The sequence below is a fragment of the Xenorhabdus eapokensis genome, assembly GCF_001908105.1.
The window spans coordinates 26101-41965 of the sequence record NZ_MKGQ01000006.1; the positions used below are offsets into that span (position 1 = coordinate 26101).

A 15865-nucleotide genomic window follows, 5' to 3' on the forward strand; every position below is an offset into this window, starting at 1 on the left:
GCTCTCTTTTTATTTTTGGCGTCTATCAGTAGACGAATATATGTCTTTTTGATTACGTTTTTTTCTTTGGTGGGAATGCTCTATACCCCAATTGGCCTCAATTACGGTTATCCAGACATCAATGCGGTAGGATCATTAATCTATACAAATAGGAATGAAACAGCGGAATATATTAGTGGCCTTTCTATTTCAACTTATTTAACGGCTATTGCTATTTTTGTTCTGATGATATTTTCACTTAAGCTAAATGTCACCTTAACAAGCAAAAGTAAAAAGTGGTTGTTTACCCTGTTTTTAGTTTCGGCTTTTTGGTCTCCTGTCAAAGGGTATATAAAATCGGGTTTTGAAGATAGCTCGAACCTTTTGAATACCAGTTTACCGGAAATTCGCTTTTTCAGTGATGCTTATCAGAGCTACCAGCAAGTCATGTCAGAAAATAGCCGATTTGCCAAGATTATTAAATATCGGGATGACTGGCAGCCAGTGGTGAAAGAAGAGAAATATGACACCTATATCATGGTGATTGGTGAGAGCGTCCGAAAAGATTTTATGAGTGCCTATGGGTTTCCGGATAAAAACACGCCTTGGTTGGATAACACGAATGCCACCGTGTTGACCAACTATATTTCTGCGGCACCATCGACACAATTATCGTTGACTAACTCTCTGGCGATCCGTGAAGCAAATGAAATTCAACTGAACAACAGTATTGTTTCACTGGCGAAAAAAGCGGGATTTGAAACTTACTGGCTGTCCAATCAGGGAATGAAGGGAGGGTTTGATTCTCCTGTAGCACTGATTGGGCAGCAGGCCAATCATTATACTTTTCTAAAAGAAGGCAATTCAGATGATCGCAGTTATATGCCGGATGAAAATTTATTGCCTTATATTCGCAAGGCATTAGTGAAGAATGAGCAGAAGAAGAAACTGATTGTTATTCACTTAATGGGTTCGCATCCCCAACCTTGTGTCAGAACGAACGATAAATATGGCACCTATTTTCATTCCCAAAATATTTCATGCTATCTCCAGAGTATCCATAATACGGATAGCCTGCTCGCTGACATTGAAAATATTGCCAATAAAAATCAATTGCATTGGACAATGCTTTACTTTGCGGATCATGGTTTGTCACTTGTAAATAAAAACACAGATAACGAGAATCTGACCCATAACGATAGTAATAAACAGAATTATCAAGTTCCTTTTATTATTACCGGTTATGACTATGCCATTAAAAGTAAAAGCACCAACAAACACATAGCAAGCAAAAATATCATAGATGCTCACCGCAGTGGTTTGAATCTACTGCCTATGTTATCTACATGGTTGGGAATTGAAGAACCTCGCTTGGTATCCAAATGTGCATGGTTTTCTAACCAAGCGTGTCCGAACCAACATACAGTGATTTCATTCAGTAACGAATATAAAGATTTTGACCATTTGAAGGATGACGCTATTAACTTCGATTGATGAAGAGACCTTCGTCTTGAGAGTTAATAAGTTAGTGAGTTATCTCACAAAACTTGGCTCATGCTTTATATGTGTGAACCACTGATTGGAGGATTTTGACCGCTCAATGTTGGTATTCAACCGCTGGGCAAGATCCTCCCCCTCTTATCAGGGAGAGTTTTATATCATAGTGCAGTGTGACGAGGAGTATATCCCTTTTATGGGCATCACTTCCTGCCGGCTGTATATGGTCGGTTTATGGAAAAGGAAGTAAAAACTAAATAATGACTTGCTGTTCGTCTTACTGTGGAAAAGGAAGTTTTATGAACAATAATAAATTGTTAAAACATATCCCCTGGATGATATTGGGGATAATTGGCGCATTCTGTCTTGGCGTTGTTGCGCTACGTCGGGGAGAACACGTTAGCGCTTTGTGGATCATTGTCGCTTCCGTAGCCGTTTACTTGGTTGCTTATCGCTATTACAGCCTGTATATCGCTACGAAGGTGATGAAGCTGGATGCTACGCGAGCAACTCCTGCTGTTGTCAATAATGATGGTTTGAACTATGTTCCCACCAACAAAAATGTCCTGTTTGGTCACCATTTTGCTGCCATTGCAGGGGCAGGTCCGTTAGTCGGGCCAGTATTGGCGGCACAGGTCGGTTATCTGCCAGGAACATTGTGGTTGTTGGCCGGAGTCGTGCTTGCCGGAGCGGTGCAGGACTTTATCGTGCTGTTTATCTCCTCCCGCCGTAATGGAGCATCATTGGGTGAGATCGTCAAGGAAGAGATGGGGCGTGTGCCAGGCACAATAGCGCTGTTTGGTTGCTTCTTAATCATGATCATCATTCTGGCAGTACTGGCCTTAATCGTCGTGAAAGCATTGGCGGAGAGTCCGTGGGGCGTATTTACTGTTTGTTCAACAGTCCCTATTGCGCTTTTCATGGGGATCTATATGCGATATATCCGTCCGGGGCGTGTGGGTGAAGTCTCTGTGATCGGCATTTTCCTGCTGATTGCCGCCATTTGGTTTGGTGGGGTTGTCGCCGCCGATCCTTACTGGGGACCCGCGTTGACTTTCAAAGATACCACCATCACTTATGCGTTGATCGGATATGCCTTTATCTCTGCATTATTGCCAGTTTGGCTTATTTTGGCACCGCGTGACTATCTGGCAACTTTCCTGAAAATTGGGGTTATTGTCGGTCTTGCCGTTGGGATTATCATTCTGAACCCTGAACTGAAAATGCCAGCCGTCACACAATATATCGATGGTACAGGGCCAGTCTGGAAAGGAACGCTATTCCCATTCTTATTCATTACTATTGCTTGTGGTGCGGTGTCTGGTTTCCATGCTCTGATCTCTTCGGGAACAACACCTAAGCTATTGGCAAATGAAAAAGATGCACGTTTCATTGGCTATGGTGCGATGTTGATGGAATCGTTTGTGGCGATCATGGCATTGGTTGCGGCATCCATCATTGAGCCGGGTCTGTATTTTGCGATGAATACCCCGCCGGCAGCGCTAGGTATTACCATGCCGGATCTGCATAATTTGGGTACTGCCGAAGCACCAATGATTATGGCCTCTTTGAAAGAAGTCACGAGTCATGCGGCAGCGACCGTGAGTTCTTGGGGCTTTGTTATTACACCCGATCAAATTCTGCAAACGGCAAAAGACATTGGTGAGCCATCCGTCTTGAACCGCGCAGGGGGAGCGCCAACTTTGGCAGTGGGTATTGCCCATGTATTCCATCAGATCATCCCAGCGGCAGACATGGGCTTCTGGTATCACTTTGGTATTCTGTTTGAAGCTCTGTTCATTTTGACGGCATTGGATGCCGGTACACGCTCTGGCCGTTTCATGTTGCAGGATCTTTTGGGTAACTTTGTTCCATTCCTGAAAAAAACGGACTCTCTGATTGCGGGTATCATTGGTACGGCCGGTTGCGTCGGCTTATGGGGTTATTTGCTGTATCAAGGCGTGGTTGATCCATTGGGCGGCGTTAAGAGCTTGTGGCCGCTATTTGGTATCTCCAATCAGATGTTGGCTGCCGTTGCGTTAGTATTGGGTACAGTTGTCCTGATCAAGATGAAACGCACCCGATATATCTGGGTAACGGTTATTCCTGCGGTTTGGTTGTTGATTTGTACCACATGGGCGTTGGGGCTGAAATTATTCAGTGATAACCCACGGCTTGAAGGCTTCTTCTTCATGGCGAAAGAATACAAGCAACGGATTGCCGAAGGTGGTGCAGAATTGACGGCTGGACAAATCAGTAACATGAATCACATAGTTGTAAACAACTACACCAATGCCGGTTTAAGCATTCTGTTCCTGGTAGTGGTGTATAGCATCATTATTTATGGTATCAAAACTGCGATTAAAGCAAGCAAAAATCCAGAACGTACCGATAATGAAACGCCTTATGTTCCGGTTCCTGAAGGTGGGGTGAAAATCTCTTCTACGCACTGATGCGATAAATTAATACCGACCAAATCATTTCGTATCAGTAACCGCTATACCCCACATAATTGACTTTGTATTATGTGGGGTATTTTTTATTGGGAAGCTGTTCTTTATAAAACAAGCCGTGGAGAACAATTTATGTTTGGTAATCTTGGTCGGGCAGGCAAGTATTTGGGGCAGGCAGCCCGAATGTTGGTGGGCATTCCCGACTATGACACATATGTACAGCATATGAAGGAAAATCACCCCGATAAGCCCTATATGTCCTATGAAGAATTTTTTCGCGAGCGACAGAATGCTCGCTATGGTGGCGATGGAAAAGGTGGAATGCGTTGCTGTTAGTGCAAAATCGACTAACTCATTAGCAATTTTTTAGCAGTTAAGAAGCACTGGGAAACGAAAATGCAACCAATATCAGTCACGATCCTGACCGGTTTTTTGGGGTCAGGTAAAACGACGTTGTTACGTCATATCCTCAATGTTAATCATGGTCATAAAATAGCCGTCATTGAAAATGAGTTTGGTGAAGTCCCCATTGATAATGAATTGATTGGTGATCGGGCAACTCAGATTAAGACGTTAAGTAACGGATGTATCTGCTGTAGTCGTTCAAATGAGCTGGAAGATGCATTATTAGACTTGTTGGATAGCCTGGATAAAGGGCAGATCAACTTTGACCGCTTGATTATCGAGTGTACCGGCATGGCTGATCCCGGCCCGATCACGCAGACTTTCTTTTCTCATGAAGTTTTGTGCCAGCGTTTTGTCCTCGATGGTATCATCACGCTGGTGGATGCGGTTCATGCGGAACAACAGCTAGATCGTTTTTCCATTGCCCAGGCGCAGGTGGGCTATGCCGACAGGGTTCTTTTAACCAAAACTGATGTTGCTCCAGTTCATGATGCTTTAGTTGAACGTTTGCAGCGAATCAATATCAGAGCACCCATTCATAAGGTTATTCAAGGTGAAGCCGATTTAGACTTACTGTTCGATATCGAAGGTTTTATGTTGAATGACAAACTGACGGTTTCGACACCCATTTTTCAATTTGCACCCAAACAACAAAATTTGGTGCAGTCGATTGTCATTAACTTAGCGTACCCAGTTGAACTGCCAGCCATTTCTAACCTGATGGAGGAGCTATTACTGAGTTTCGCGGATAATCTTCTGCGTTACAAAGGCATTCTGGCTATTAAAGAAGAGCCACGCCGGTTACTGTTTCAAGGCGTTCAGCGTCTGTATAGCGCGGATTGGGATAGAGAATGGCGTGATGGTGAAGTACGTGGAAGTGTTATGGTTTTTATTGGTACAGATCTGCCAGAATCGAAAATTCGTGAAAAATTTGCGAAATTGTTTGAATAATAATTGATTGAGTAATCATTTTTTGGCGTTTTACTTGTTCAGTTTTATTTCTTATTGAGCAGTGAAATTGTCATATAAATTCGCTGCTCAAGTTTAAATAGAAGTTTAATTTATATATTTACCCGTTAGACTTAAATATTTTTAAAGAACTAACTTGTCGCATTAACAAATGAAAAACAATAAAAATAAAATATATTTACAAGTTAAGTTTGTCATGCGTAAAAAATAGTAATTTATCTTAGGTATTCATAGTATTGTCTATTTTATCTGTCGGCAATCTCCACTAATTAATTTGTGGAGATTGTTGCAATAACAGATTATGTCAGTGAAAACAGCAGAAAAATAACATCGTTATTTAGAGTGAGACTCCCAAATTCTGGAAAAACGTTTCACATTACTGGCGGTATAAATGACGGTATGTGAAATATTGCGGTGTCCAAGATAGTCTTGAATCAAGCGGGTATCGCGCCCTAGATCGGCCAAAGCATAACCACAAGCGTGTCTTAACATATGTGGATGTGGCGAAACACTGACAGATGCCTGCTTCCCATAACGTTTTAATAATCCATAAACTTGTTGCCGTGAAACATGACCGGATTTTTGAGAGAGAAAGACCCACGGAGAATCAGCTTCCCGCCATTTTTGGCGAATATTTAGCCATTTATTTAACGCTTCCATTTCCTCTGGAATTAAAGGATGTGTGGTTGAAAGCCCACCTTTTAACCGTCTGATGTGAATAATTGCTGAATTTAAATCGAGATCAGATAGGCGCAGATTACATAGTTCACTTACCCTAAAGCCATGAATAAAACACATTAATAGCATGCAGTAATCCCGCTCAGCGTGACGTCCTTGTCTTGTTGCTGCCAAAATTGCGTCTATTTCGTATCGGGTTAAAAACTTACGTTGCTTCATGAAATTATCATTCCTATGAAATCAGAGAGATGAATTGTGATAGCAAGGTATTTAAGCCAATCGAATGCAATAAAACATTAATGTTTTTTAAATATGATTAGCCAAATACCAGATTGAATTAATTGGAATACAGCAAATAAAAAAATTTGCCGCTTATTTTTGTCTTATTTTTAATGAAAATGCTAATTGAAATCGTATAAATACGTGCTATGTGATTCTGATACACAGAATGAGGCAATCATAAATAGAATTCCATACATAAAAACAACTCTATTGAACTTTACAACTAATCATTTAGCCTGGTTTGCTTTTTAGTTTTTTATTCTTTTAAAAATCCATTTAAGTGTATTGAGTTTGTCTTTTTACTGCATTTAGTGGAAAAAGTAAATGATTTATCTAAGCTGTTTACATAATGCCTTATTATTGATTGAAAATTAACTGCTATTTGATGTTATTGAAATAAAATTTTTATTTTTTCTTTTTATTAGATTTTTATTCTGAATATTTGTGATTTTTGGATTAAAATTAGGGTTTTTTCGGATGAATCAGAAATAATATGTAAAATAACATTAGGTTAGAGGAAGCATTTTAATCAATTTACTAACATTAGTTATAGTTTCTATAATTTATCATTTCCTGTTTTGAAGTTAGAGTGTTGGTTGTTTTTTGGGCTGTTTGTGAAATTTAATTAAATAGATATTTTTTTATGATTAATTAAATATAGTGTCATAATTAAAAGAATTATTTAATGAATTCCGTAGATTTTGCAGAGAAGTTGATGGGGTGTAAAAATGCGCCTTATATCCATGAATAATGGAAATTTATGGCGCATTGAGTAAGTCTTAATAATAAAGCTGATCGTAATTGATGTTCTTAAACATTGATTTTTTAATCATACCCATGTCAGGAGAAGGCCAGGAAAGGAGAAACACATAGCAAGATCCCAGTAAAGATGATCAAGATGAGCGAAATCCCTTTGTAATGACGCAGGCCAGGGACTTTGTAGACCAAATAAGCCGGAATGAGGCAGCCAACGATGCCAAATATTGGGCTACAAAGAGAAGTAAAGCTCAATACTGGGGCATTCAGAAGGATCGCACTCCATGCCAATAAGATGGCAAAAACTATGATGCCTCTTTGAACCCATTTTTCATTGATCTTTTCGGCAGGCATCAGGCGACTAAGAACATTAATGGCAATTCCTTGACTGGCCTCGCGAAAGCCCAGGTAAACACCAAAAAAGGCAGTCATCACGGCAAAGACATTGAGCATAATACTGACGGCAATAACCCAGCCGCCAGGAAAGAACTGAGCAGCAATTGCGAGTGCTGAAATATTCTGTTCATAGGCTTTGAGCGCTTCGTCATGTCCCATTGCCAGCGTAAAAGAGATGGCATAGAAAAATACCGTACAAAACAGGATACCAAAGGCAATGTTCATGGCTCGCAATGCCTTGTGACGGGCAACTTCACGGTTATTCTCCCGATTGCGATAAGAAATCACCATTGGGCTAAGTGTTTGGATAAACAGGATAGATGTGAGCGTAAAAGGTAATGTGATGATGGCTTTCTTCAGCAATAGATCCAGGGGAGGCAATGCGCCGATATTGTAAAGATGCCACATACCGATCATGGAAAACCCTAATACTGCAATAACAAATAACTTTGTTATAACCATCAGGCTGGATATTTTGAACAGTAATTTCTCACCGCGGGAAGAGATAGCCACTAATACACAGATTAATACCAATCCATACAGTGGATTTTTCGACATTAATTCATCGGTGACCCCAAATGTTTGCAAGTAAGAAGCACTGTCATTGGTTATCGCGGTGGAGTAAACAAACATCCAGATCACCAGCATAATGAAGTAGAGTACACCTAGCAGAATTCCCCAGTTTTTACCAAGGTAACCACTGATAACACTAGGATAATCTTTGCATTCTGGTGATTCTGCAAGGGTATTGATAAAGAGTCGCTGAAAGAGATACATGGCAGGATAGCCAATAATGGAAGAGAGCAGAAAAACCCACAATCCCATCAACCCAACCTGAACAGGCAAGAAAACAATTCCAGCCCCGATTGCCATGCCAATACTCATAATGACCCAGCCAATATCGGTATGGTCAAATTTTATGGCTTTTTTCCATTCCTCCTCTGTCATGTTAGCGCGTTTGGCTGATGGAGATAACTGTGGCGTGACATTATTGTTTTTTGTTGCTGTTTTCATATCTTTTAGTAAGTGAATTATCGTGTGCTGATAGTCAATGATTTCAAGGAGAACAACTGCTTCATGAAGAAGAAATTGCAAAGGGAAATTGTGCAAAAAAAGAAAATTGTTGAAAACACCTTGTTAGAATTAAGTCCTTCTTATTGTTAATATTATGCGGCAGTTTAGGGGATTAATCTAGAATTTTTTACTGGTTAAAGGGGATGGTACATAGTTTAATCCTGTTTTCTGATAAGAAATAAAAGAAAATCAGTCTCTAATGAGCAAGCTTTCTTTTGCTATCATTTTAGGATAATAGAAATTAATGAAACAGTGTCATTGATAAAATTAAATTCTATTTCATTAGAATTAGTAAGATTATAAATAAAAATTGTGATTTATATTTTGCCTGAAATTAAGTGACCTAATTTGTTTTATGAAATTAAAATGCCGCAAGCAGAGTTGCGGCATTTTTTACACTTATTTTTACTGTTATTTTTTAATTAGACATCTAATCGCTTGGTTTGCCATTTTTTAGACTTCCAACGCCAGGCATTCACTAATCCACGTATCCACTCGTCGCAGAAGAATCCTATCCAGATCCCCAAGAGACCCATACCCATGGTAATCCCCAGAAAATATCCGACGGGAATAGATATTCCCCACATACAAATTAACGCGGTATAGAGTGGAAAACGGGCATCACCAGAAGCACGCAGGGCATTGACCATCACAATGTTGAACGTGCGTCCTGGTTCTAAAAAGACCGAAAGCAGGAACAACGGCAGAAGAAGTTCAACAATTTTCTGATCTTCCGTCATGACATAGAGAAGCGGTTCTCTGAAAATCCAGAATGCCAAGACGATGCCTACTGTAACAATCACACCAATTTTCAGGCTCTTCAGCCCCCGAAGATAGGCATCTTCAAAACGCTTTGCCCCAACAAGGTGACCAACCATAATCTCATTGCCAATGCTGATAGAGATACCAAACAACATAATGAACAGAGATAGCTGGAAGTACAGCGTTTGCGCAGCCAGAGACATTTCACCCATCAGGCCGATAAACGCCTGTGCAGTCATATATTGCAGGATCCACACCAAATTTTCACCCGCGGCGGGTAAGCCGATATGCAGGATTTTGCCCAACATATTCTTAGACCAGTTCACGAGTAATTTAGGCTCGAACTTGATCTTCAAACCACAAAATAGTAATCCACAGAGCAAAATGACAGCAACAGTGCGGCCAAATACCGTAGACCACGCTACGCCCTCAAGTCCATATTGAGGCAATCCAAAGAACCCATACAGCACGATCATATTGCCGACAATGGTAAGCAAGTTGGCAATCAACGTGACATACATGGCCGATTTCGACTTGCCATAAACCCGCATACAGGCCGCAAGAATAATCGAAATTGCTTCGGGTATCAGACAGATACCAAGAACATGCAGATAAGCGAAGCCATCTTCCATCAGATTTTCAGGCAGGTTCATGATATGCAGGATTTTATAACCGAAGAACACTGTGATCAGTGCACAACTAAAACCCAGCACAAAATTAAAGGCGATGGAAATATGAATCGCCTGACTGGCCTTATCGCGTTTTCCTGATCCCAGATATTGTGCGATGACAACGCTGCAACCTACGCTGATGAAGTTAAAAATTGTAATAAAAAGATCAAAAACATGATTACCCACTCCCATTGCAGCAAGATAAGAAGAAGAAATATGGCTGACCATGTATGTATTGATTAATAACGTCGCCATATGCAGAAAGATATCAATGAAAATCGGCCAACTTAATGAAAAAAGAGAGCGATCAACAACATCAGACTGATGCATTAGTAAAACCTATTTATTAGAGAAATGAGATTAATGGTCTTTTGTGGTGTGGTATACCCAGAAAGCATAGACGATTTTACCGGGTTTATTGATGAGTTGATAGACAGAACAGGTGATTTATATCTTTGGTTTGTCGAAGAATTCGATTGGATAAACAATCTCCTGCGGTAATTGCCGCAGGAGTCTGGTGTTGTAGAATTTGTTTCTAAAAGAGTCTAACAAACACGGTAAATTGGGTTATCTTACAATCGGATTGTTAGCGCTAATCTTGTATCTTCTCATCCAAAACAAACATCCCAATCGGATGAATCTCCAGATAATAATCCTCACCAACTTTTGGTTGCCGTTGAGTGGCATTGACTTGCAGTAGTAGCGTTTGTCCACGCCAGTCAACGATGACTTCATATTGTGCCCCCATATAGGCGACATGATTGACCTTACAGCGCTGGCTTTCACTGCCTTGCAAGTTTAAGGTAATAGCCTCAGGGCGAACGCCAACGGTGGTTGATGTCTGCATTGTGGTAAAATCGGCTGGACGAGGCAGGCGATATTGGAAAATTTCCACATAATCCGTCCCTAATGTGGCAGGAAAAATATTGGCGTCTCCCATGAAATTTGCCATAAATTTTGAGGTAGGTTGGCGATATAAAGTTTGTGGTGAACCCATCTGCATGATCTTACCCTTATTCATTACTAAAACTGTATCAGAAACGGCAAAGGCTTCACTTTGATCATGGGTTACATAGAGTGAAGTGATATTAAATTGTTGCTGTAACTCGCGGATTTTCTCACGCATATTGCGGCGTAAGTTGGCATCAAGGTTACTCAATGGCTCATCGAATAACAGTACTTTGGGTTTGAGGATAAGCGCGCGTGCCAAAGCAACACGTTGTTGTTGCCCACCTGATATTTGGTCAACATAGCGATCTTCAAAACCAACCAAATCGACTAATTCTAATGCTTCCTTAACACGTTGGCGGATCTCTGCTTTTGGCCGTCCCAGCATTTTCAGCCCATAACCGATATTTTCCCCCAATGACATATGCGGAAAAAGGGCATAAGACTGAAATACCATACAAATATCCCGTTGTTGAATAGAACGGTCGGTAACATCTTCACTATCGATGAAAATATCGCCCTCTGTTGGTTTTTCCAGCCCTGCCACCAGCCTTAGTACTGTCGTTTTACCGCATCCAGATGGCCCCAGCAAAGTCACCATGTGCCCTTGTGGAATGGCTAAATTCAGCGAATCGATCACGGTGTTATTCCCGAATTTTTTGGTCACATTTTTTAATTCGACAAAATATTGCTGTGTCATATCGTCACTCCGTGATTACTGGGTATTTTGGGCTTTTGAGCGGGAAACCCGCGCTTCACCAACTAAATAGTCAAATAAGAAAATTATCGCTAGCATGACCACAATCAGAATAGAGCCATACGCGATAGCCAAACCGTATTCGCCATCTTCAACGCGGTTCAGGATATAAGCCGTGGCGACACGAGTGTCCGGTGTCACTAAAAATACGATGGCACTGACTGTAGTGATAGCGCGAACAAAGCTGTAAACCAAGGCAGATAAGATAGCGGGGCGTAAGAGTGGTAGCAGAATATGCAAAATTGTTCTCATTGAACCTGCTCGCAGGCTGAGAGAGGCTTCATCCAGCGATTTATCAATTTGCCCAAGTCCTGCAATACCTGCTCGAATGCCAACAGGTACATTTCGCATCGTCATGGAGATGATGATAATGAAAGCTGTACCCGTGATATAGAATGGCGCGTTATTGAAAGCCAGAAGATAAGATATCCCTGCCACTGTGCCTGGAACGGCAAAACAAAGCATGGTAGTGAACTCAATGACTTTCTTGCCGCGGAATTGCTGACGTACCACGATATAGGCAATCAATAGCCCGAAAATGGCGGTAATGGGGGCAGCAATGCCCGCATACAGCAATGTATCTAATAACGAAGGCCATGCACCATCACTCATTCCCTGACCAAACAGTTTGATGAAGTTATCCAACGTCAGGGAGTAATCCACTCCCCAATTGACGGTGAAACTGCCATAGAAAATGCTGCCATACAGCAGGATGTTAAAGACCACCCAAATAAACAACAGAGTGCAAACGCCCCATACCAGAGAAACAGGCAAAGGTTGTACATCACCACGGTAAGATTTACCGGAAACCGTGACATAAGAGCGTTTGCCAATCCAGAGATATTGAATACAGAAAACCAAGAGTGAGAAGACCAGCAATGATGCGCCTAACGTACTGGCGGCTTGATAATCGAGTTGTGAGCCTGTGATATAGAAATAAATCTGGGTCGCTAGAACGTCAAAGTTGCCTCCCAAAACCAATGGATTACTAAAATCAGCCAGCGATTGGACGATCACAATCAAAAAGGCATTGGCGAGAGCGGGTTTGAGCAACGGAATAAAAACATGGAAAAAAGTTTGATAGCGATTGGCTCGCAGAGTATAAGCAGCTTCTTCCAGAGAGGGATGAATCGTCTTGATAGCACCATCCAGGATCATAAATGCCATTGGCGTAAAGGCCAGCACCTGGGCGATCCAGATCCCGGTAAAACCATATAACCAGTTTGTGTTGGTCAACCCAAACCAGGTAGACAGAAATTCTGTGATATAACCAGAGCGTCCCATCATGAGTGTGACACCCAAGCCGACAACAAACGGCGGCGTGACAATTGGCAGAATAGAAAATATTCGACCAATGATGGCTGAACGTTTGGCAACTCTAGTGGTATAAATTGCTAAAACTAACCCAAAGAATGTACAGCCCAAACCAACGGCAACGGAAAGTAACACGGAATTGGTAATAATTTTCAGGATATGGGATTGTCCGAGTATTGATATAAACGCGAATGGCGCGAAATGGCCGGACTCCTCCCGAAACATGGGGATAAAAATAGCGATACTGGGGAACAGAATAAATACACCAATCAACGCAATGATCGCGACTAGCGCACCAATGACGAAACTGTCACCTCCCAACCATTCTAAACGGGTCAGTGCGAGGGTAATAATTGCACCTAGTGAAATGAACAGGATAACCGTAGAATAACCAAGCCCGCGACCCGTCAGTGCTGCGCTGGTGATAATGAACAACACGCATAGCAAGGCGTATCCTGCATCAAAATAGTGGTGTTGGCGGGTAATACGAGAACGCAATAGTAATACAGATGGCAGCAGAAACCACAAAATGCTGATATTAATGCTATGCCAGCCGTAAGCTGCCAGAACTTCTTCCTGTGTTGAATCAAAAAGGCCGTAATCCAGACTCCATGATGGCAGCAGGGCAAATGACAGCCATGCCAGAATAATCCACCAGAAAACAGAATCCCGACCTTGCTTTTTCTGCAAGGTAAGGGTATGAGACATAATTCCCCCAATAAACTGTATAACGCGAGTATGTCAATCGTATTATCAGGCCGCGAGCACATATTGCTTTGATAGCTCGCTGCCTGAATGGATTTTATTGATGATTAGAGCGCTTATTGTCTCATTTTGACTTCAGTGAGCCATTTGTTGATCAGTTCCTTACGCACTTCATTGGAGCCATATTTCTCCATGTCATAATTGATAAGGTTTAACTCAGCAGGTTTTAATGTTATAGGAGATGCTTCTGCTGTGGTGTTGGTAAGGATCTGGTAAGATTGGCCTTTCTTCCAACTCAGCTCTTGAGCCTCTTTGGACAGCACCCAATCGACAAATAATTTGGCGTTATCTATATTACGAGCGTTTTTGATGATGCTAACACCACCAATTTCATACCCAGTACCTTCGCAGGGAGCAATTAATTGCATGGGCGCGCCATTTTCAACTTCCAGCGAGTAATCATGTAGGAAGCCAATCCCGATGGCTGTTTCACCACGCGCGGTATTGCGTGCAGGGGCAATACCAGATTTGGTATATTGGGAAATATTACTGTTTAATTTTTTCAGGTAATCGAAAGCTTCATTTTCTCCCCACAGTTGGATAAACGTTGCCAGTGCAGTATAGGATGTGCCTGAGCTTTGTGGATCTGCAATTTGAATCTCACTTTTATATTCTGGTTTTGTCAGATCTTTCCAGCACGTCGGTATAGGCAAATTTTTCTCTTTCAAACGTTCTGTATTTACACCAAAACCCAGAATTCCCATATAGACCGCAGAAGTGTAATTACCCTTGCGTTTTGCCGGATCACGGAATTGAGGCATGATTTGATCTAAGTTGGCAGATTTATAAGGATGCAGGAGATCCATTTCTCCCGCTTGGGAGTGGGGATCAAGTGTGCCGCCATACCAAACATCGGCTTGTGGGTTGCGTTTTTCCGCTTCTATTTTGGCTAATATGCTACCCGAACCATTGCGGATAAATGTGGTTTTAACGTTGTATTTTTCGCTAAAGGCACGTGTTTCTGATTCACAAAGGGCATTGGTGCCACTGCAATAAACAATGAGCCGTCCTGCTGCTTGAACATTGCTGGTAATGGCCGTGAGAGTTAATCCCATAACGATCAAGGAAGAGAAAAATTTTAGTTTCATTATAATTTCCTTACTGTCCATAATTTTGTATTTTACTTGTTTATACTCCAATCAATAAAGCAAGCGCTTATCGTTGTTTTATTTAAGGTAAAAAAATCATGAAGTATTTGGAAATAGATAATGGAGAATGAAAATTAATTATTCAACTTGGAATTGTGAATTTGTAATGTGAGTAACATTTTTTATTGGTCGATCAATTAAGTTTTTATTCTAAATTAATAACTGGCAGATTGATATTCTGCCAGTCAAATAAATCAGGTTGAATACAATTATCTATAGATCGGGTAAATTTCGGCCGTAATAGATTTCCTGTATCTCTTTTTTAAGTAAACGGGTGATTTCTCTCTTTTCCGTTTCACTTAGTTCTTCCGCTGTGGTATTGAACAAATATTCATTCAGATCGAATTCTTTCAGCATCATTTTGGTATGGAAGAGATTTTCCTGAAAAATATTCACGTCAATCATACGGTATTGAGATTGAATTTCTTCTGTCACATAATTCTGGATGGAGTTAATTTCATGGTCAATGTAGTATTTTATGCCATTAATATCTCTGGTAAAACCACGAACGCGATAATCCATTGTTACAATGTCAGATTCCAATTGATAAATCAGATAATTCAGAGCCTTAAGAGGAGAAATAACACCGCAGGTTGATACTTCAATATCTGCCCTGAAGGTACATATGCCATCATCTGGATGGCTTTCTGGGTAGGTGTGTACACAGATGTGGCTTTTATCCAAGTGAGCGACGACAGAGTCAGGGAATAGGACTGGGTTTTCTTTATTATCCACCAGCTTGGCAGTAATGGGTTCTTCACTAATCAGAATGGTAACGCTCGCTCCTTTGGGGTCATAGTCTTGGCGAGCAATATTAAGAATATTTGCACCAATGATTGAACAGGTTTCACTGAGTATTTCAGTCAGGCGGGTTGCATTATACTGTTCATCAATGTACGCGATATAACTGTCGCGATCGGCTTTCGTTTTTGCATAACAGATGTCATAAATACAGAAACTCAAGCTTTTTGTTAGATTATTAAAGCCGTGCAATTTCAGTTTACGCAATTT

At 41.1% G+C, this 15865-nt stretch carries 10 protein-coding genes and 1 pseudogene; 4 read left to right on the top strand and 7 right to left on the bottom strand.

Going from position 1 to position 15865, the window contains the following annotated elements; genetic code table 11:
• Window positions 1-75: 75 nt before the first annotated feature.
• From Xedl_RS40785 to yjiA, 4 genes are all read left to right on the top strand, one after another.
• Complete coding sequence (locus tag Xedl_RS40785) at window positions 76-1473, top strand: phosphoethanolamine transferase (protein ID WP_244149676.1); 1398 nt, start codon at window positions 76-78, stop codon at window positions 1471-1473.
• Between the two features lie 302 nt (window positions 1474-1775).
• Window positions 1776-3929, top strand: a complete 2154-nt coding sequence (locus tag Xedl_RS40790) for a carbon starvation CstA family protein (RefSeq protein ID WP_074022942.1) — start codon at window positions 1776-1778, stop codon at window positions 3927-3929.
• Between the two features lie 132 nt (window positions 3930-4061).
• Complete coding sequence (locus tag Xedl_RS40795; protein ID WP_074023058.1) at window positions 4062-4265, top strand: YbdD/YjiX family protein; 204 nt, start codon at window positions 4062-4064, stop codon at window positions 4263-4265.
• Between the two features lie 60 nt (window positions 4266-4325).
• Complete coding sequence (yjiA, locus tag Xedl_RS40800; protein WP_074022943.1) at window positions 4326-5285, top strand: GTPase; 960 nt, start codon at window positions 4326-4328, stop codon at window positions 5283-5285.
• A 351-nt stretch (window positions 5286-5636) separates the two neighbouring features.
• On the opposite strand, the pseudogene Xedl_RS40805 reads toward yjiA, so the two are convergent.
• The 7 genes and pseudogenes from Xedl_RS40805 to speD all read right to left on the bottom strand — a co-directional run.
• Window positions 5637-6203: pseudogene (locus Xedl_RS40805) on the bottom strand (tyrosine-type DNA invertase); the annotation flags it as partial.
• Between the two features lie 900 nt (window positions 6204-7103).
• Window positions 7104-8429 carry an SLC5/6 family protein gene (locus tag Xedl_RS40810; RefSeq protein ID WP_074023059.1) on the bottom strand — a complete coding sequence of 442 codons (1326 nt, stop codon included), beginning with the start codon at window positions 8427-8429 and terminating at the stop codon, window positions 7104-7106.
• Between the two features lie 482 nt (window positions 8430-8911).
• Window positions 8912-10252, bottom strand: coding sequence for an MATE family efflux transporter (locus Xedl_RS40815; RefSeq protein ID WP_074022945.1), 1341 nt, complete (start codon window positions 10250-10252; stop codon window positions 8912-8914).
• Between the two features lie 262 nt (window positions 10253-10514).
• Complete coding sequence (gene fbpC / locus Xedl_RS40820; RefSeq protein ID WP_074022946.1) at window positions 10515-11570, bottom strand: ferric ABC transporter ATP-binding protein; 1056 nt, start codon at window positions 11568-11570, stop codon at window positions 10515-10517.
• 15 nt (window positions 11571-11585) lie between these two features.
• Window positions 11586-13649, bottom strand: coding sequence for an ABC transporter permease (locus Xedl_RS40825; RefSeq protein ID WP_074022947.1), 2064 nt, complete (start codon window positions 13647-13649; stop codon window positions 11586-11588).
• A gap of 113 nt (window positions 13650-13762) precedes the next feature.
• Entirely contained in the window at window positions 13763-14794 is a 1032-nt protein-coding gene (locus Xedl_RS40830) for an ABC transporter substrate-binding protein (RefSeq protein WP_074022948.1), read from the bottom strand.
• Between the two features lie 273 nt (window positions 14795-15067).
• Window positions 15068-15862, bottom strand: coding sequence for an adenosylmethionine decarboxylase (gene speD / locus Xedl_RS40835; RefSeq protein WP_074022949.1), 795 nt, complete (start codon window positions 15860-15862; stop codon window positions 15068-15070).
• Window positions 15863-15865: the final 3 nt, after the last annotated feature.